12 protein-coding genes are annotated in these 17,171 nt (G+C 67.9%); 5 read left to right on the top strand and 7 right to left on the bottom strand.

The window, feature by feature from the left end; translation table 11 throughout:
• Positions 1–12: 12 nt before the first annotated feature.
• The 3 genes from oxdA (at position 13) to CFB82_RS26245 (ending at position 3,832) form a co-directional block, all read left to right on the top strand.
• The gene (oxdA, locus tag CFB82_RS26255; protein ID WP_089485888.1) at positions 13–1,065 is read left to right on the top strand and encodes an aliphatic aldoxime dehydratase; all 1,053 of its coding nucleotides are present in this window, start codon (positions 13–15) and stop codon (positions 1,063–1,065) included.
• Between the two features lie 55 nt (positions 1,066–1,120).
• A complete protein-coding gene (locus CFB82_RS26250; protein ID WP_089485887.1) occupies positions 1,121–2,647 on the top strand; it encodes an amidase in 1,527 nt (508 codons plus the stop codon).
• 144 nt (positions 2,648–2,791) lie between these two features.
• On the top strand, positions 2,792–3,832 hold the full coding sequence (locus CFB82_RS26245; RefSeq protein WP_089485963.1) for a helix-turn-helix domain-containing protein: 1,041 nt from the start codon (positions 2,792–2,794) through the stop codon (positions 3,830–3,832).
• 75 nt (positions 3,833–3,907) lie between these two features.
• Here CFB82_RS26245 and CFB82_RS26240 read toward each other — a convergent pair whose 3' ends face one another.
• The 6 genes from CFB82_RS26240 to CFB82_RS26215 form a co-directional block, all read right to left on the bottom strand.
• The gene (locus CFB82_RS26240) at positions 3,908–5,347 is read right to left on the bottom strand and encodes a heavy metal sensor histidine kinase (RefSeq protein WP_089485886.1); all 1,440 of its coding nucleotides are present in this window, start codon (positions 5,345–5,347) and stop codon (positions 3,908–3,910) included.
• Positions 5,344–6,039 carry a heavy metal response regulator transcription factor gene (locus CFB82_RS26235; protein ID WP_011355331.1) on the bottom strand — a complete coding sequence of 232 codons (696 nt, stop codon included), beginning with the start codon at positions 6,037–6,039 and terminating at the stop codon, positions 5,344–5,346. The genes CFB82_RS26240 and CFB82_RS26235 overlap by 4 nt, the downstream gene beginning before the upstream one ends.
• Positions 6,040–6,067: 28 nt before the next feature.
• Positions 6,068–7,588 carry an efflux transporter outer membrane subunit gene (locus CFB82_RS26230; protein WP_083266082.1) on the bottom strand — a complete coding sequence of 507 codons (1,521 nt, stop codon included), beginning with the start codon at positions 7,586–7,588 and terminating at the stop codon, positions 6,068–6,070.
• Between the two features lie 5 nt (positions 7,589–7,593).
• Positions 7,594–8,823, bottom strand: coding sequence for an efflux RND transporter periplasmic adaptor subunit (locus CFB82_RS26225; RefSeq protein WP_089485885.1), 1,230 nt, complete (start codon positions 8,821–8,823; stop codon positions 7,594–7,596).
• A gap of 36 nt (positions 8,824–8,859) precedes the next feature.
• Positions 8,860–12,027 carry an efflux RND transporter permease subunit gene (locus CFB82_RS26220; protein ID WP_089485884.1) on the bottom strand — a complete coding sequence of 1,056 codons (3,168 nt, stop codon included), beginning with the start codon at positions 12,025–12,027 and terminating at the stop codon, positions 8,860–8,862.
• 228 nt (positions 12,028–12,255) lie between these two features.
• On the bottom strand, positions 12,256–13,011 hold the full coding sequence (locus tag CFB82_RS26215; RefSeq protein ID WP_174943712.1) for a Crp/Fnr family transcriptional regulator: 756 nt from the start codon (positions 13,009–13,011) through the stop codon (positions 12,256–12,258).
• Positions 13,012–13,179: 168 nt separating this feature from the next.
• Between CFB82_RS26215 and CFB82_RS26210 the strand changes: the two genes are divergently transcribed.
• Positions 13,180–14,841, top strand: coding sequence for an acyl-CoA synthetase (locus CFB82_RS26210; protein WP_089485883.1), 1,662 nt, complete (start codon positions 13,180–13,182; stop codon positions 14,839–14,841).
• A 36-nt stretch (positions 14,842–14,877) separates the two neighbouring features.
• On the opposite strand, the gene CFB82_RS26205 is transcribed toward CFB82_RS26210, so the two are convergent.
• Positions 14,878–16,860, bottom strand: coding sequence for a methyl-accepting chemotaxis protein (locus CFB82_RS26205; RefSeq protein ID WP_089485882.1), 1,983 nt, complete (start codon positions 16,858–16,860; stop codon positions 14,878–14,880).
• 77 nt (positions 16,861–16,937) lie between these two features.
• On the opposite strand from CFB82_RS26205, the gene CFB82_RS26200 reads away from it, so the two are divergent.
• On the top strand, positions 16,938–17,171 hold a 234-nt coding region (locus CFB82_RS26200; protein ID WP_218829056.1), incomplete at its 3' end, for a hypothetical protein.

Here is a 17,171-nt window from a genome sequence, read left to right as displayed (position 1 = left end):
GAGAGGTCACGCATGGAATCCGCCATCGACAAACACCTGATCTGCCCGCGAACGCTGTCACGCCGCGTCGCCGACGATTACCAGCCGCCGTTCCCGATGTACGTCGCCCGGGCCGCCGAAGACCTGAGCCAGGTCGTGATGGGCTATTTCGGCGTGCAATACAACGGCGCCGACAAGCGCGCGGTGGCACTGGCCGCGTTGCGCCGGATCGTCACCGATTTCGGTGCGCAGGACGGCCCGAACAACTTCGACCTGACACAACACACCGACGACCAGGGCTACGAGAACCTGATTGCCGTCGGCTACTGGCGCGATCCGGCTGCGTATGCGCGCTGGATTACGTCGCCGGCAATCGTCGAATGGTGGGCCTCCGACGCACGCCTCGCGGACGGGATCGGCTACTTCCGGGAAATCGTCGCGCCGCGCGCCGAGCAGTTCGAGACGCTTTACGCGTTTACGAGCGATTTCCCCGGCGTCGGCGCGATCATGGACGGCGTCAGCGGCGAGATCGAGGAGCACGGCTACTGGGGATCGATGCGTGACCGGTTCCCGATCTCGCAGACGGACTGGATGAACGCGAACGGCGAGTTGCGCATCGTCGAGGGCGATCCGGCTCGCGGCGGCCGTGTGGTCGTACTGGCACACGACAACATCGCGCTGATTCGGTCCGGTCAGGACTGGCGCGCGGCGGAGAGCGACGAGCGCCGACTGTATCTGGAGGAGATCGAGCCGACGCTGCGCAGCGGAATGGAGTTCCTGCGCGACAACGGCAAGGACGTCGGCTGCTACAGCAATCGCTACGTGCGCTCGATCGATCTCGACGGCAACGTGCTCGACGAGAGTTACAACATCGGCCACTGGCGCTCGCTCGACCGCCTCGAGCGCTGGGCCGAATCCCATCCGACGCACCTGCGGATCTTCGTCACGTTCTTCCGCGTCGTCACCGGGCTGTCGAAACTGAGGCTGTATCACGAGGTTTCCGTCTTCGACGCAAGGCATCAGGTCTACGAATACGTGAACTGTCATCCGCGCACCGGGCTGATGCGCGACGCCGTCGCCCGCTGAATCCCGCCGGCGCCGCCGAGGCTGGGGGCGCCGCTTACCGAACTGGAGAACGTCGATGGCCATCAAACGCCCGACCCGCGAACAACTGTCCGATATTGCAGCCGGCTTCGGCTTTCATGTCGATTCCCGCCAGCTCGCCGAGTACGACGAGGCGCTGCAGGCCAACTTCGACGCGTACGACATGATCGACGCGTTGCCCGACCATCTGCCCGTCGTCGCGTATCCGCGCACGCCCGGCTACCGCCCGGAAGGCGACGAGAACCGTTACGGCGCATGGGCGCAGAAGAGTACGATCCACGGCGCCGCCGACGGCAAGCTGCGCGGCAAGACGGTGGCCGTGAAAGACAACATCTGCGTCGCCGGCGTGCCGATGCGCAATGGCGCGAGCACGTTCGAGGGCTACGTGCCCGATGTCGATGCGACCGTCGTCACGCGGGTGCTCGACGCCGGCGCGACGATCGCCGGCAAGGCGACCTGCGAGTACTACTGCTTTTCCGGCGGCTCGCACACGAGCGCGTCGGGGCCGGTACACAATCCGCGCAAGGCCGGACACTCGTCCGGCGGCTCGTCGTCCGGCAGCGGCGCGCTGGTCGCGAGCGGCGAGGTCGACATGGCGCTCGGCGGCGACCAGGGCGGCTCGGTGAGAATCCCGTCCGCCTATTGCGGCATCTACGGGATGAAGCCGACGCACGGGCTCGTGCCGTATACCGGCGCGATGCCGATCGAGGCGACCGTCGATCATCTCGGGCCGATGACGAGCACCGTGCTCGACAACGCGCTGCTGCTCGACGTCATCGCGGGCGACGACGGGCTCGATCCGCGCCAACGGATGCTGCCGCCGCGCGCCGATTATCTCGGCGCGATCCGCGACGGCATCGCCGGCCTGCGGATCGGCATTCTGCGCGAGGCGTTCGGGCTCGCGAATTCGGAGAAAGTGGTCGACGAGGCCGTGCGGGTCGCCGCGCTCCAGTTGCGCAAGCTGGGCGCGAGCGTCGACGAAGTGTCGGTGCCGCTGCATGCGGCCGGCACCACGATCTGGCTGCCGATCGCGGCCGAGGGGGCGACGCAGCAGATGATGAAGGGCAACAGCCACGGTTTCAACTGGGGCGGCCTGTACGTGACCGGCATGATCGATCATCACGCGGGCTGGCGCGAGCGCGCCGATGAGCTGCCGGATACCGTGAAGGTGACGATGCTGCTCGGTGAATATTTCACGAGCCGGTATCGCGGGCGCTATTACGCGAAGTGCCAGAACCTCGCGCGACGCTTGCGATCGGCTTACGACGCGGCGCTGCAGTCGTATGACGTATTGCTGATGCCGACCGTCCCGATCCGCGCGTCGGAACTGCCGAAGCCCGGCTGTGCGATGTCCGAGTCGCTGACGCGGGCGTTCGAGATGCTCGCGAATACCGCGCCGTTCGACGTGTCCGGGCATCCGGCCATGTCGCTGCCGTGCGGGGTAGCTGACGATCTGCCAATCGGGCTGCAACTGGTCGGGCGCCGCTTCGACGAGGCGACGATCTACCGCTGCGCCTATGCGTATGAACAGTCTTCCGACTGGCGTCAGACGGCATTCGCATGACATGCCCGGCGCGGCAGCGCATCGCCGCCGCGCCGCATGTCGGTCCGACCGGCAACGCGGCTTGCACCGTTGCCGATTGGACAATGCGCTTTTGAACGGGCACGCTACCGGTTGCGTGTTGGCTAACCCATGTGGGGCACGATCATGACGATGCGTCCTTTCCCGCGCGCCGCAAGCAGTGACGCGCCCGGCCCGGCGTCCGGCAGCCCGCCGGTCGAATGGACGAATTCGGCGATCGAGGTGGCGACCGACGGCTCGATCAGCCAGCGTATCGAGTTTTGGCGCGAGACGATTCTGCGCTTGTTCGCGGACGTGCAGATCGCGGCCGTGCAGAAAGCTGATTTCTTCGGTCAGGTGCGGCAGCGCAAATGCGAAAAGATGCGAATCTCGGAAATCTACGCCAGCGAGCAGGCCGTGATTCGGCGCTATCGCCAGGCGCGGAGCGAGTATGAGGACAAGTATTTCGGCGTATTGATGCTCGAGGGCAGCCAATCGGTCGAGCAGGACGGCAAGATCGTCACGCTGCGCCCCGGGGATTTTGCGATCTACGATGCGACCCGGCCTCACCACCTGCAGTTCGGCCAGTCGTGGCGCGAGATCGTCGTCAGCATTCCCCGCGCGACCCTGAACCAGCTCGTCATCGGGATGGAACACCGCACGGCCTGCCCGACGCAAACCGGGGAGGGCGTCGGCAGCGTCATGCGTGCGTTTCTCGAGCAGATGTCGTCGCAGATCCGCAGCGTGACCGAGGAAGAGATGCGGCAGTTGTCGGATACCGCGATCTCGCTGATCGCGATGACGCTCGGGGGCATGCAGCGCAACGACCTCGCGCAATCGAGGATGAAGGCGTTGACGCTGACGCGTGTGAAGCGGCATCTGCTCGAGCACCTGCACGATCCGGAGCTGAGCCCGATGATGATCGAGCGGTCGATCGGGATTTCGTCGCGGTACATCAACAAGTTGTTCGAGGCCGAAAACACGTCGCTGATGCGTTACGTATTGAACCTGCGGCTCGAACGGTGCGCGCAGGATCTTGCGAATCCGCAATGCGCGGTGCTGCGCGTGTCCGACATCGCGTTGCGCTGGGGATTCAACGACATGTCGCATTTCAGTCGCGTGTTTCGGGAGCGGTTTGCGATGTCGCCGCGGGCTTGGCGCGAGCAGGGCGGCAAACCGCGCGCGTAACCCGTCCTGGGCCGCGTTCGAGGCAGGCAAGCGCCGGTCGGAAGAGCGGCTGGACGTCGACTGGCGCGGCCGCCGTCAGTGCAGTGCGCGCGGCGCGTGGGCCGGCCGCGCATCGCGCGCGTCGGCCGGGCGCAGCGGGGTGCCTGCGGCGGGTTGGGTCGATACCGAGAACCCGAACGTGTTGATGCCGCCGGAACACGCGACGAATACGCTGCCGCCGTGCATCTCGGCGACGGCCTTGACGATCGACAGCCCGAGCCCGTGGTTCTCCTTGCTGTTCGCGCGGGCTTCCTCGAGCCGGTAGAAGCGCTCGAACACGTGCGAGCGCCGGGCCGGGTCGATCGGCTCGCCGGGGTTCGCGACGGACATTTCGACGAGCGTGTCGCGACGCACGATCGTCACGCTGACCGTCGCGCCGGGCGCCGAATGCTGGATCGCGTTGATCAGCAGGTTCGTCATCGCGCGGCGGAACAGCGACGGATCGACGGCCGCGCGCGCATCGCCGTGCAGCTCGGCGCGCAACTGCGCCTCGTCGAGCGGGATCTCGAGGAAGTCGAGCATGCGCCGCACTTCGTCGGCGAGCGACACGTCCTTCAGGTCGGTCGCGCGTTCGCCGCGGTCGCTGCGCGACAGGAACAGCATGTCGTTGATGATCACGCGCAGCCGCTCGAATTCCTCGAGGTTCGACTGCAGCGTCCGCTGCATCCGCTCGACCGTGCGGTCGCGGCTGGTCAGCGCGACCTGGGTCTGGCCGATCAGGATGCTGACCGGCGTGCGCAGCTCGTGCGCGACGTCCGCGTTGAACGCCTCGAGCCGCGCGTAGGTTTGCTGGATGCGGTCGAGCGCACCGTTGAACGACGTCGCGAGGTCGCGCAGCTCGGGCGGCAGCGCGTCGGTCTGCAGCCGCTGGCGGCGGTTCGCGAGGCTGATCGCCGATGCGTCCTGCGACAGCCGGTCGAGCGGCGCGAGCCCGAAGCGGGCCACCGCGCGGCTCAGCAGCAGCGTGATGATCGTGGCAATCGCGATCAGCCCCGCGAGCGTCCAGCCGAAGCGGCGCAGCATCCGCTGCGTGCGCTCGCACGAGCTCGCGACGATCAGCTTCAGCGTCGGCCGCTCGCCGTTACCGGCCACCATGACGGTCTTCGTCATCACGTCGTAGGTGCTGTGGTTCAGCGCGTAGCGCTGGAAGGCGCCGAACGGTGCGCCGACGGGCACGCCGTCGACGGGCGTGCCGAAGCGGAAATCCGGATTCGGGCTGTCGACCTGATAGTGCGTCGAGCCGTCGGGCGGCTCGAGGTCGGCGAGTTTCTCCTGCATGAGACGTCCGCGCATGGCCGTGGTCGCATGCGACACGATCATCTCGGCGACCTTGGTGCGCGTGTCGAGCGTCGCGCGCAGCTCGGCGAACAGCTGGCGCTCCATCATCACGAACAGCCCGCAGCCCACCAGCGTGAACACGAGCAGCGACACGATGCCGAACATCGCCGACAGCCGCAGGACGATCGAGCGTTTCATGCGGGCCTCTCGGTGTCGCCGTCCTCGCGCGCCTCGAGCACGTAGCCCATGCCGCGGATCGTGTGCAGCAGCTTGTCCGTGAACGGGCCGTCGAGTTTCGCGCGCAGGCGCTTGATCGCCGTTTCGACGACGTTCGCGTTGCTGTCGAAGTTCACGTCCCACACGAGTTCGGCGATGGTCGTCTTCGACAGCACCTCGCCGCTGCGCCGTGCGAGCACGCCGAGCAGCTGGAATTCCTGCGCGGTCAGGTCGAGCCGCGTGCCGTCGCGGGTCGCGCGGCGGCCGATCAGGTCGACCCGCAGGTCGCCGATCGAGATCAGCGTCGATTCCTGCACGCGGGCGCGGCGCGTCAGCGCGCGCAGCCGCTCGATCAGTTCGAGGAACGAGAACGGCTTGGTCAGGTAGTCGTCGGCGCCGCCGCGCAAGCCCCGCACGCGGTCGTCGACGCGGTCGCGCGCGGTCAGCATGATGACGGGCGTCTGCTTCTGCGCGCGCAGTGCACGCAGCACGCCGAAGCCGTCCAGCTTCGGCAGCATCACGTCGAGCACGACCACGTCATAGTCGAATTCGACGGCTTTCCACGCGCCGTCCTCGCCGTCGAGCGCGGTGTCGACGACCCAGCCTTCCTCGGTCAGGCCGCTCTTCAGGTATTCAACGACTTTCGGTTCGTCTTCGACGATCAGGACTTTCATGTGGGAATCCGTTGTCCGGGTAATCCGGTTAAGGGCTCGGGTGCGCAGGGGCCGGGGCCGGCGCCGGCGCTGCCGTGGCGACCTCGGCCGGCGCGGGGCCGCCCGCGGCCTGGCCATCCCAGCCGCCGCCCAGCGCCTTCGCGAGAAACACGACGAGCGCCGCGCGCTGGCCCTGGATCTGCACGGCCTGCCGCTCGCTCGTCAGCAACTGCTGTTGGGCCGTCAGCACGTCGATGAACGGCGTCAGGCCGCCCGCGTAGCGATCCTGCGCGAGCGACACGAGCTTGCGCGCATCGTCGACGGCCGCGGAGGCCTGCTGCGCGGCGTCGGCGAGCACCGACAGTCCCGTGACCGCATTCTGCACCTCCTGGAACGCGGTGAGTACGGTCTGCCGGTAGCTGGCCTGCGCGGCGACATAGCCGGCCTGCGCGAAATCGACACCGGCTTTCAGCTTGCCGCCTTGGAACAGCGGCTGGCTGAGCGACCCGCCGACCGACCACAGCAACGCCGGCACGGTGAACAGGCCGGCGAAGCGCGTCGCGTCCCAGCCGATATCGGGCGACAGCGTGATGCGCGGGAAATACGCGGCGCGCGCGACGCCGATCTGCGCATTCGCGGCGGCCATCGCGCGCTCGGCCGACGCGACGTCGGGGCGCCGCTGCAGCACGTCGCTCGGCAGGCCGGCCGGCAGCGCCGGCGCGTTGATCGGCACGACGCGCGGCGCGATCGAGAAGGCGGGGGCCGGCGTGCCGACCAGCGTCGCGATCGCGGTTTCGACCTGCACGCGCTGCTGGAGCAGCAACTGCGCCTGCGTGCGCGTCGCGTCGAGCTGCGCGCGCTGCTGCAGCAGGTCGAGGCCCGACACCGCGCCGAGGTCGTGGCGCGCGCTCACGTAGTCGAGCGCTTTCTGCTGCAGGTCGATCGAGCGCTTGACGACGTCGATCTCGGTATCGAATTCGCGCAGCGCGAAATAGCTCGACGCGAGATTGGCGGTCAGCACCAGGCGCGCGTTCGCGAAATCGTCGCCGGCCTGCTCGGTGGTCGCCTGCGCCGATTCGACGCTGCGCCGCACGCGGCCGAACAGGTCGAGCTCGTAGCTGACGGCCGCGCCGACCTGGATCTCGTTCTGCACGGTCGACGTGCTTTTCGTCGCGTAGTTGGTCTGCGGCCGATCGGCGGAGATCTTGAAGCGCTGGCCGCTCGCGTTCAGGCCGACGGCCGGATACTGCGCCGAGGCGACCGACGCGAGCGTCGCCTTCGCCTGGTCGTAGCGCGCGGCGACGGCTTTCAGGTTCTGGTTGTTGCGCAGCGCGTCGGCTTCCAGCGCATCGAGCTGCGGATCGCCGAACGCGGTCCACCATGCCGGGTCGAGCGGCGCGCGGGCCGGCGCGGCCGGATGCCAGTACGCATCCGCCGGGTCGAGCCGCCACGCGGCCGGTGTGTCGACATCGGGCCGCTTGTAATCGGGGCCGACCGTGCAGCCGGCGAGCGCGGCGGCGAGCGCAACCGACGTGATGGAGACGGCGGCAGGCCGCCGGCGGACGCGCATCGCGATCACGACTTCGCCTCCGCAGCGCCGGAGGCCGGCTTCGCGGCCGGTGCCGTGACGATCACCGGGTCGCCGTTCGCGAGCGCGTCGCTCGGGTTCGTGACGAGGCGGTCATTCGGCGTGAGCGGGCCGTCGACTTCGAGCGTCTGCCCGATCGTGCGCACGACCGTCACCTGCTTCAGGCGCACCTGGCCATTCGCATCGACGGTGGCGACCGTCGGGCCTTCGGCGCGGAACAGCAACGTATTGGCCGGCACCTGCAGGCGGCCGACCGGCGTCATCGGCAGCGTCGCCTGCACGTATGCGCCGGGCAGCAGCCGTCCGTCCGGGTTCGGCAGCGTGATTTCGATCTGCAGCGAACGCGTCGCGACGTCGATCGCTTCGGACGTGCGCGTGACCGTCCCGTCGAAGGTCCGGCCCGGCAGCTCGGCCTGCGCGACGCTCACGTGCTGGCCGACCTTCACCTGCTGCGCGTACGCCTGCGGCACCTGCACGTAGAGGCGCAGCCGGTCGGCCTGCACGACCGTGAACAGCGAGCGGCCCGCATTGCCGGAACTGACGAGATCGCCGACGTCGACGTTGCGCTGCGTGACGATCCCGTCGATCGGCGCGACGATCCGCTGGAAGCCTTTCAGCTCGGTGAGGCGGCGCATGTTCGCATCGGCCGCGGCGAGGTTCGCGGTGCCCTGGTTGAACGCGCCTTGCCGGTCGTCGAGTTCCTGCTGCGAGACGGCATCGCGCTGGCGCAACTGCTGCGCGCGGTCGAACGACGTCTTCGCGAGCGCGAGTGCGGCTTGCGCCTGCTGGCGCTGCGCGGTGGCCTGCGCGAGTTCCTGGTTCAGCTCGGGCGTATCGAGTTCGGCGAGCGTCTGGCCCTGCTTCACGTGCGCGCCGATGTCGGCCTGCCAGCGCAGCACGTAGCCGCTCGCGCGGGCGTAGATCGGCGCCTCGACGAAGCCGCGCAGCGTGCCGGGCAGCGTCAGCTTGCCGCCGGTGGCCGCATCGACCGGATGTGCGACGGTCACGTACTGGCGCGTGTTCTGCTGGGCGACCGCGTCGAGCCGGTTGTGGTTCAGCACGTTGACGACGACCGTGCGCGCGGCGCCGGCGGCCAGCAGCACGCCGATCACGATCAGGACGATTTTCCCGCGTCGCGACACCGACGACCGTGGCGGCAGGTGCATGCCGTGTTCGTCCACCTGGATGCCGACGGCGCTGTGATGTTTCTCTTCCATAAATTCAACCAAATCAACCGGGTAGTGGGACGAAAGTCAGTGGCCGGCCTGGCGCGCACGCCGGCGGGCCAGCCGCGCATGCACGCCGCCGAACACGAGCGGCACGAACAGCAAGGTCGACACGGTCGCGAACAGCAGGCCGCCGATCACCGCGCGGCCGAGCGGCGCATTCTGCTCGGCGCCTTCGCCGAGACCGAGCGCCATCGGCACCATCCCGATGATCATCGCGAGCGCCGTCATCAGCACCGGCCGGATCCGTGTCGCGCCGGCTTCCAGCGCGGCCGTGAGCGGCGGCGCGCCGGCCTCGAGGCGCTGGCGCGCGAACGACACGACCAGGATGCTGTTCGCGGTCGCGACGCCCACCGTCATGATCGCGCCCGTCAGCGCGGGCACGCTCAGGTGCGTGCCGGTGATGAACAGCATCCAGACGATGCCGGCGAGCGCGGCCGGCATCGCGCTGATGATGATCAGCGGGTCGAGCCACGACTGGAAATTGACGACGATCAGCAGGTAGACCAGCACGATCGCCATCGCGACGCCCGCGCCGAGGCCGATATACGACGTGCGCATCGTCTCGATCTGGCCGCGCATCGTCAGCTCGGTGCCGCGCGGCAGCGTCGCGCGCGCATCCGACACGATGCGGTCGATCTCGCCGGCCACCGCGCCGAGGTCGCGGCCTTCGACGCTCACGTACACGTCGATCGCCGGGCGGATGTTGTAGTGCGTGATCACGGCCGGGTTCGCGGTGCTGCGCACCTGCACGAGGTTGCCGAGCAGTTGCAGTGGCATGCCCGTGCGCCCGCTCGCCGAGATCGGCGTGCCGAGCAGGTCGTCCACCGACGAGATGTTGTATTGCGGGGTCTGGATCTGCAGCGGGTACTGGACCCCGGTGCGCGGGTTGATCCAGAACGACGGCGTGGTCTGAGAACTGCCGGACAGCGAGATCAGCATGTTCTGCGCGACGTTCTGCGCGGAGAGGTTGAGCTGCTGCATGCGCGTACGGTCCATGTCGGCCAGCAGGGTCGGTTCGTCGTTACGCTGCAGCACGTGCACGTCGACGGCGCCGGGGATTTGCCTGATCTTTTTCATCAGGCCGCTCGCAATAGTCATGTTACTCGCGAGATCGTTGCCGAGCACCTGCAGGTCGATCGCGGCCGGTTGGCCGAAGTTGAGGATCTGCGTGATGATGTCCGACGGCTGGAAGAAGAACTCGACGCCCGGGAAGCGCTCGGGCAGCACTTTGCGCAGCGCCTGCACGTAGTGCTGGGTCGCGCGGTGGCCGGGCTTCAGCGCGATCAGCAGTTCGCCGTCGAGCGTGCCGATCGTGCCCGCGTTGCTGTACGACAGGTTGATGCCGCTCACCGGCAGGCCGAGGTTGTCGACGATCGCGCCGAGTTCGTCGGGCGGCACGGTTTCGCGGATCACGCGCTCGACCTGGTCGGCGAGGCGCGCGGTTTCCTCGATCCGGTAGCCGGTCGGCGCGCGCATGTGCAGCCGGATGTTGCCGGAATCGGCATTCGGGAAGAAGTCGCGGCCGAGCACGAACACGAGGCCCGTCGACAGCACGCAGAAGCCGAGGAAGCACGTCGCGTAGAAGCGGCGGCGCACCAGCAGGATGCTGAGCAGCACGATGTACCACGCCCGCAGCCGCTCGAACGCAGCGTTGAACGCGTGATGGATGCGCGCGAAGCGCGACGTCGATTGGTCGGGGCCGGTGCCCGCCTGCTGCGCGCGGAACAGCAGCATCGCGAGCGTCGGCACCAGCGTGCGCGACAGCACGTACGACGCGAGCATCGCGAACACGACGGCTTCCGCGAGCGGAACGAACAGGAAGCGCGCGACGCCCGTCAGGAAGAACATCGGCACGAACACGATACAGATGCACAGCGTCGACACGAACGCGGGCACCGCGATCTCGCCCGCGCCTTCGAGGATCGCGTCGTGCAGGTTGGTACCGAGATGCAGGTGCCGCTCGATGTTCTCGATCGTGACGGTCGCATCGTCGACCAGGATCCCGACCGCGAGCGCGAGCCCGCCGAGCGTCATGATGTTGATGGTCTCGCCGAGCGCGGACAGCGCGATCAGCGACGTGAAGATCGACAGCGGGATCGAGATCGCGATGATCAGCGTGCTGCGCCAGTTGCCGAGGAACAGCAGGATCATCATCGCGGTCAGCACGGCGGCGATCAGCGCCTCGTGGATCACGCCCTGGACGGCCGCGTTGACGAACACCGACTGGTCGAACAGCGGCGTGATCGTGAGCCCTTCGGGCAGCGTCGGGATCACCCGCGGCAGCAGCGTCTTCAGGTCCGACACGACCTTGAGCGTCGACGCATCGCCGCTTTTCAGGATCGAGATGAGCACGCCGCGCTGGCCGTTCTGACGCACGACGTTGGTCTGCGGCGCGAAGCCGTCGCGCACCGATGCCACCTCGCGCAGGTAGGTCGTCGCGCCGTTGATCGTCTGGACCGGCAGGCTGCTGATGTCGGCGACCGTATCGGCCGACGCGTTCGTGTCGATCCGGTATTCGGTCTGGCCCATCTTCGCGGTGCCGGTCGGCAGCACGAGGTTCTGCGCGTTGACCGCGTTGACGATGTCGGCGGGCGTGAGCCCCTTCGACTGCAGCGCCTGCGGATCGAGGTCGATCGCGACCACGCGCGTGCGGCCGCCGTACGGGAACGGGATCTGCACGCCCGGCACCGTGATCAGCTGCGGGCGCAGGAAGTTGAGCGCGATGTCGGCGAGCGACTGTTCGCTGAGCGTCTTGCTCGACAGCCCGAGCTGGATCACCGGGATGCTCGACGCCGAATAGGTGATCACGAGCGGCGGCGTCGCGCCCTGCGGCATCTGCCGCACGATCGCCTGCGCGGACGAGACCGTCTGCGCGATCGCCGTCTGCACGTTCGCACCCGGCTGCAGGAACACCTTCACGACCGCGATGCCGGGCAACGATGTCGATTCGACGTGCTGGATGTTGTTGACGGTCGTCGTCAGGATCCGCTCATGCACGGACGTGATGCGGTTCGTCATCTCGGTCGCGGAGAAGCCGCTGTAATTCCAGATGACGCTGATCACGGGAATGTTGATCGCGGGCAGCACGTCGACCGGCGTGCGCATCAGCGCAAGCGGGGTGGCCAGCACGATCATGATGGCCATCACGATGAACGTGTAGGGGCGCTTGAGCGCGAGATTGACGATCCACATGGAGGCAGCGGGACGGGCGGAGATCAGGCGTGGGTAAATGGAACCCGAATGATAGGCGTCGGCCCGCAACGGGTTACTGTCGCGAAACTGGCGGAATTGTCAGGTCGGGGCGGGGCGGCCGATCGCCGATTCAGCAGAGGAAACGCAGCGCGGCGCGACGGCCGGAAAACGGTCGCGATACCGGATGGGCGTGCTGCTTCGATGGCGATTCCGTTCATCGGCCCGCGCTCAGATCTGCTCCATCCCGACACGCGCGAGCGCACCGAGATCGACGACGTCGATCTGGTTGTACGCGAGCCGCAGCGCGCCGAGCTTCTCGAGCTGCTGCAGCGCCTGGTTGATGCGCTGCCGCGATACGCCGACGAGCATCCCCAGTTCCTCCTGCGAGATCGACAGCGACGGGCCGGTGTCCGGGTACAGGTCGGGGTTGAAGAGCTGCGCGAGCGCCTGCGCGACGCGCGCATCGACGTCGAGCAGCCGGCTGTTCTGGATCGACGCGATGAACTCGCCCATCCGGTTGTTCAGTTGATGGATCACGAAGCGCGTGAACGGCAGGCTCGTATCGAGCAGCGCATGGAACGTGTCGACCGGCACGAACAGCACGGTCGAGCGCTGGATCGCGACGACCTCGTACTTGCGCAGCTCGCGCTTGATCACGCTGCCTTCGCCGAACCAACCGCCCGACGGTACGCCGGAGAACGTGCAGCCGCGCCCCGACGCGTTGAAGATCGCGAGCTTCAGCAGCCCGCGGTGCACGCCGATCCAGTATTCGGATGGCGCGAGCCGATGGGCGATCACATCGCCGGCCTCGCACTGCTCGACGCGCGACTGCGCGAGCACGAGCGCCTGGTGCTCGGGCGCGAGCGTGCGGAACCAGGCGCACTGGCCGAACAGCATGGCCAGCGCCGGCAGCGGGCCCGGTTCGGGCAGCGCGTCGGCCGGGTGGGCGGGCGCGTCGGGCGGGGCAACGAGAGGGGCGTGCATGGGTGCGGGTTTGCGAGGATAGGGATAACGCGCAGCGCGTGAAAGGCACTCTGTCGTTTCGATGACAGACGGCTCACAATAGCGCCCGTTAGGCTGTCGGCAATTGAACCACATCAAAACGATCCGGGGTGGATGCGCCCCGGTCGACAGGACACGGGAGACAGGATCATGACGCAGATGTTCGAGGCCGGACTCGGCCGCCGCGACGCGAATTACGTGCCGCTCACCCCGATCGACTTCCTGGTCAGGACGGCCGAAGTCTACGGCGAGCGCCTCGCGATCGTGCACGGCGACGTGCGGCGCACCTGGGGCGAGACCTACACGCGCGCGAAGCAGCTGGCGAGCGCGCTCGCGCGGCTCGGCGTCGAACGTGGCGACACGGTCGCGGCGATGCTGCCGAACATTCCGGCAATGGTCGAGGCGCACTTCGGCGTGCCGATGGCCGGCGCGGTGCTGAACACGATCAACACGCGGCTCGACGTGTCGTCGGTGCTGTTCATGCTGCGTCATGGCGAGGCGAAGGTGCTGATCGTCGACACCGAGTACGCGGAGTTCGCGCATCGCGCGGCGCTCGAGGTGCCGGGCCTGAAGATCGTCAGCGTGGCCGACGCGATGCCGGCCGACCCCGCGCGTTTCGCGGGCGCGACCGACTACGAGGCGCTCGTCGCGAGCGGCGACGCCGACTACGCATGGACGCCGCCCGCCGACGAATGGGATGCGATCGCGCTGAACTACACGTCCGGCACGACCGGTGACCCGAAGGGCGTCGTCTACCACCATCGCGGCGCGTATCTCGCGGCCGTCAGCAACCTCCTCGAATGGGACATGCCGAAGCACGCCGTCTACCTGTGGACGCTGCCGATGTTCCACTGCAACGGCTGGTGCTTCCCGTGGGCCGTCGCGGCGCGCGCGGGCGTGAACGTCTGCCTGCGCAAGTTCGATGCGAAGACGGTGTTCGACCTGATCCGCCGCGAACGCATCACGCATTACTGCGGCGCGCCGATCGTGCAGAGCGCGATCGCGAACGCACCGGCCGAATTCCGTGAAGGCATCGACCACACGGTGCACGCGATGGTGGCGGGCGCGGCGCCCGCGCCGGCCGTGATCGCGAAGATGAAGGAGATCGGCTTCGACCTGCTGCACGTATACGGACTGACCGAGGTCTATGGCCCGGCGACCGTCTGCGCGAAGCAGTCGCACTGGGAGGAACTGAGCGACGAGGAGCGTGCGCGGCTCAACGCGCGCCAGGGCGTGCGCTATCACCTGGAGGCGGGCGCGACGGTGCTCGATCCCGACACGATGGCGCCGGTGCCGGCCGACGGCGAGACGCTCGGCGAGATCATGTTCCGCGGCAACATCTGCATGAAGGGCTACCTGAAGAACCCGAAGGCGACCGACGAGGCGTTCCACGGCGGCTGGTTCCATACCGGCGATCTCGCGGTGCTGATGCCGGACGGCTATATCCGGATCAAGGATCGCAAGAAGGACATCATCATCTCGGGCGGCGAGAACATCTCGAGCATCGAGGTCGAGGATGCGCTGTACCGGCACCCTGCGGTGGCGGTGGCGGCCGTCGTCGCGATGCCCGACCCGAAGTGGGGCGAGGTGCCATGTGCGTTCGTCGAGCTGCGCGAAGGCGCGAGCGCGACCGAGGAGGAAATCGTTGCGCATTGCAAGGCGCTGCTCGCGGGCTTCAAGGTGCCGAAGGCCGTGCGGTTCGGCGAACTGCCGAAGACGTCGACCGGCAAGATCCAGAAGTTCCAGCTGCGCAATGCGGTGGGATCGGACAAGGCGATCGATCTGGCAGGCGACGACAAGAACAAGAAGTAGGCGATGGGCCGGCCGTCGCCGGCCAGCCGTTCTCCGTCACGCGTTCCGTTCGAGCCGGAACACGCTGACCGCGTCCGACAGGTGCGCGGCCTGGTCGCGCAGCGCGACGGCCGCGCGTTCGGCATCCGAGATCAGCAACGCGTTCTGCTGCGTCGCGTCGCCGATCTGCGTGACGGCCAGGTTCACCTGCTCGATACCGGTCGACTGTTCGCGCGACGCGGCGCTGATCTCGCCGATCAGCGTGCTGACCTGGTCGACGCGCGCGACGATGTCGCGCATCGTGCCGCGTGCGGCCTCCGCGATCCGGTAACCCTGTTCGACGGTCGTCGACGATTCGGCGCTCAGCGCGTCGATCTCCTTGACCGCGGCCGCGCTGCGCTGCGCGAGCGCGCGCACTTCGGCCGCGACCACCGCGAAGCCCTTGCCGTGTTCGCCCGCGCGCGCGGCCTCGACGGCCGCGTTCAGCGCCAGGATGTTGGTCTGGAACGCGATGCCTTCGATCGTGCCCGTGATCTCGGCGATCCGGCGCGTCGCGCGGCCGATGTCGTCCATCGTCGCGACCACGCGCTGCACCGCGGCGTCGCCGTTCGTCGCGGCCGCCGACGCGTCCGCGACCAGCGCATTGGCTTGCGCCGCGTGCTCGGCGCTCTGCTGCACGGCGGCGGTGATCTGTTCCATGCTGGCGGCCGTCTGTTCGACGCTGCTCGCCTGCGTCGCGATCCGCGCGGCGATGTTGCTGCTGCCGGCCGCGATGTCGACCGTGCCGCGCGCGATGTCGGCGGAGCTGTTGCGCACCTGCGCGACGATCCGAGCGAGGCCGTCGCCGATCCCGTCGACCGCCTGCACGAGCCGGCCGATCTCGTCGTCGCCCGCATGGCCGCGCGTGGCCGCGCCATCACGGATGCGCACGCTGAGATCGCCCGCCGCATAGCGTTCGGAGGCCCGTGCCGCCGCATCGAGCGGCCGGCTCACGACGCGGCGCACCACGATGACGAACAGCGTCGCGAATGCCGTGACGAGCACGGCGCCGATCATCAGGAAGCGGTTGCGGGTGGCGCGCATGGTGGCGAGCAGTTCGTCGTCGAGCGCGATGCCGCCGACGAGCCATTGCCACTGCGGAATCGTCGTGAACGACACGAATTTCGCGGTCGGCCCGCCATCGTGCGCGGCCGGGTCGGTCGACGTATACGCGAGCCGCCCCTCGCCGGCCGCGAGCATCTGTGCATACGGCGCACGCGTGTCGTCGGCCGGCCGGCCGTCGGCATCCGGATGCACGACGAAGGTGCCGCGCGACGGGCCCTGTGACGCATCGAGCACGAAGTAGTAGCCGTTGTCGCCAATCTTCAGCGAGCGGATGCCGTCCTCGACGAGCTTGAGTTCGTTGCCGATGTCGAGGCCGACGAACAGCGCGCCGATCACGCGGCCGGTCGCGTCGGTCACCGGCTTGTACTGCGTGATGTACGACCGGCCGAACAGCTTCGCGAGGCCCGTGTAGCTGCGCCCGGCGACGAGCGGCGCGTAGGCGGGGCCGGCACGGTCGAGTTTCGTCCCGACGGCGCGCGCGCCGTCCTGCTTCTTCAGCGACGTCGTGATGCGCACGAAATCGTCGCCGTCGCGCGCGAAGATCGTCGCGATCGCGCCACTTTTCTTCAGGAACTGGTCGGGAATCGAATAGTCGAGGTCGAGCGGCTGGCCGCCCGCGAGCAGGGTCGGCGCGGCGACGCCGCCGATGTCGACGGTGCGCGCCGGGTCGAGCGAAAAATCAGGCGGCAGGAAGCTCGCGAACAGCGACATCGAGCGGTTCGCTTCGGCCGTCAGCGCCTTGTCGAACAAGTCGACCATCGCGCGGATCGACTGTTCCTTGTCGACGATCCGCATGTGGGCTTCTTCAGCCAGCTGCTGGCCGGCGAAATGCGCGAGCGTCCACGCGAAAACGGTAAACAGCAGGGCGACGAGCGCGCACGCCAGCGCCGCAAGACGCGCGCCGACGCTCACCCGGCCCAAGTGGGTCAATCTCATGAAACATCCTGAGTGGGGAGGGAGAGGAGGCGGAACGCACGCGTCACCGCTCGTTGACCGGTTAATAAGCCTTCGACATGAAATGTCTCTACAATCATGGTTCGAACTGGACGGGACGAGCAACGAAGCTGATGGCATTGAAAGCGCTGGAACTGACGCAGGAAGAACGTACAAAGCTTGAAGCGATGGCGAGAAGCCGTCGTGATTGGCGAATACGAGACCGGTCGCGGACGATTCTGATGTTCAGCGACGGCGTGCGAGCGAAAGAGATCGCCAGACGACAGGAACTGACGTTGGAGGCGGTGTATGAG

Origin of the sequence: Burkholderia sp. HI2714 (genome assembly GCF_002223085.1) — a bacterium.
Lineage (GTDB): Bacteria > Pseudomonadota > Gammaproteobacteria > Burkholderiales > Burkholderiaceae > Burkholderia > Burkholderia lata_D.
The sequence above is the reverse complement of the archived record's forward strand: the minus strand, read 5'-3'. Positions and strand labels throughout refer to the sequence as shown.

Excerpts from the sequence above, each read along its gene's own strand:
- CFB82_RS26205 (WP_089485882.1), bottom strand. The coding sequence starts at position 16,860 with ATGAGATTGACCCACTTGGGCCGGGTGAGCGTCGGCGCGCGTCTTGCG.
- CFB82_RS26230 (WP_083266082.1), bottom strand. The coding sequence starts at position 7,588 with ATGCGCGTCCGCCGGCGGCCTGCCGCCGTCTCCATCACGTCGGTTGCG.
- CFB82_RS26235 (WP_011355331.1), bottom strand. The coding sequence starts at position 6,039 with ATGAAAGTCCTGATCGTCGAAGACGAACCGAAAGTCGTTGAATACCTG.
- CFB82_RS26250 (WP_089485887.1), top strand. The coding sequence starts at position 1,121 with ATGGCCATCAAACGCCCGACCCGCGAACAACTGTCCGATATTGCAGCC.
- CFB82_RS26245 (WP_089485963.1), top strand. The coding sequence starts at position 2,792 with ATGACGATGCGTCCTTTCCCGCGCGCCGCAAGCAGTGACGCGCCCGGC.
- CFB82_RS26220 (WP_089485884.1), bottom strand. The coding sequence starts at position 12,027 with ATGTGGATCGTCAATCTCGCGCTCAAGCGCCCCTACACGTTCATCGTG.
- CFB82_RS26240 (WP_089485886.1), bottom strand. The coding sequence starts at position 5,347 with ATGAAACGCTCGATCGTCCTGCGGCTGTCGGCGATGTTCGGCATCGTG.
- CFB82_RS26210 (WP_089485883.1), top strand. The coding sequence starts at position 13,180 with ATGACGCAGATGTTCGAGGCCGGACTCGGCCGCCGCGACGCGAATTAC.
- CFB82_RS26225 (WP_089485885.1), bottom strand. The coding sequence starts at position 8,823 with ATGGAAGAGAAACATCACAGCGCCGTCGGCATCCAGGTGGACGAACAC.
- oxdA (WP_089485888.1), top strand. The coding sequence starts at position 13 with ATGGAATCCGCCATCGACAAACACCTGATCTGCCCGCGAACGCTGTCA.
- CFB82_RS26215 (WP_174943712.1), bottom strand. The coding sequence starts at position 13,011 with ATGCACGCCCCTCTCGTTGCCCCGCCCGACGCGCCCGCCCACCCGGCC.